1 protein-coding gene is annotated in these 1,506 nt (G+C 37.9%); it reads right to left on the minus strand.

Annotated elements, in window-relative coordinates:
* Positions 1 to 127 precede the first annotated feature (127 nt).
* Positions 128 to 1,506 (minus strand): CRISPR-associated endonuclease Cas1 (gene cas1, locus WMO25_RS17900; RefSeq protein WP_349086568.1); only part of this gene is annotated, 1,379 nt, incomplete at its 5' end.

Below are 1,506 nucleotides of genomic sequence, written 5' to 3' on the forward strand. Positions count from 1 at the left end.
TACCAATCTCTGGGACTGGCTGCATAGGCAGTGATATCTTTGAGATAAATGTGTCAACCAATATTGACAATATCACTGCCTTGGAGATTCACCGACTTTTTTTACAGAATTCTTAACAATCCTTCATTTAATAGTACTTATACGGTTTATATGGCATGTCCTTCAACACATATCTCTGAAATTGCCATACTTCCTGCTCCATCAATTGTTTATAAGTCAGTGACTTGTTTTTATAGACCACCTTGCTGTCCAGTTTTGTCTCAAACTCTTCTATAAATATCCGCTTTCCTTCTTTGTTCAAGTAAACACCTTTATCATCTTTTTTCTCAAAATGCAGGTCACTTTTTATCTGCCCGCGGTTATTGATACTAAAGATGATACGATCCACGATGACCGGCTTAAAGATATCTGCAAAATCGAGATTTAAACTGTTTGCCCTTCTGTTTGTCGCATGTACAATACCAATCCTTGAATCAAGAGATGTGTTCCAGATAATCTGCAGAAAGTGATTATACAAAAGCGTATTGCCAAAACTGATCATGGCATTCAAAGGATCCAGCGGCGGTCTTTTTGTTCGTTTATCAAAATGGAATGTGCCCGGTTTTAGGATATGATTAAACGCCAAATAATATTTTTGTCTTGCGCGAGCCTCGATTAGCATCAGCTGATCTACATTCTCACTTACCCTCAATTCCTGAATCATCTGGCCAAGCTCCTGAATATAACTCTCGAGTTCCTTTTTTCCTCTTTTCAAATAATTTCTCAAATTTGACCGCATATTATGAAGACCTGCTATCTCCATTTGAAGTGCAGTCTTCATTCTCCTGTCTGTATCATTATAAAGTGTACATTGCTTTAAGAGTGCCTGTGCAGCCCGCCCATAATCTGTTGGCAAGTAGTATCCCATAAGATTACCATGCTCGTCTATTAATGCTAAACGAATTTTTCTCTTACTGATCGTACGCAGAACATTGGAATGTATCGTCACTTCACCATAAATATTCAATTGATTCGTCACTTCCACCGGAATATGATACTTCTCATCCTCATTTTCAAAAAGCAACGCATAATCTTCCTTATTCAAAATGCCATTCTGAACGATATGATATTCCCTGTTTACCTTTTCTACCGCGCATGGATGCCATTGCTTATAAACATTTTGGGGTTGATAACGGTGCTGTTTTGCTCGGATATGACCGGATACTTTGTAGAATTCATATCCAAGGAATCTGCGTTCACAGGCATTGAAGATACCACTTTTCTTCTGATTAAGATTGAGTCCTGCTTCTGTACCCAGAAACTGACTGATAGCATTGTAAATGTCAGCTGCTTCTTCCTGTGTTTTTGTATATATATTGATATTATCTGCAAACCGAACCCAGCAATAACCTTTTTCCTCCATATAATGATCCAATTCATTTAAATAAAAGTAACTGTTCAGAGCCAACCTCCAAAATGCTACGCATTTCGTCGGTGTGGCGTATCCGCCAAATAAAATTTCAAAAA

Origin of the sequence: Coprococcus intestinihominis (genome assembly GCF_040096555.1) — a bacterium.
Taxonomy (GTDB): Bacteria; Bacillota; Clostridia; order Lachnospirales; family Lachnospiraceae; genus Coprococcus_A; species Coprococcus_A intestinihominis.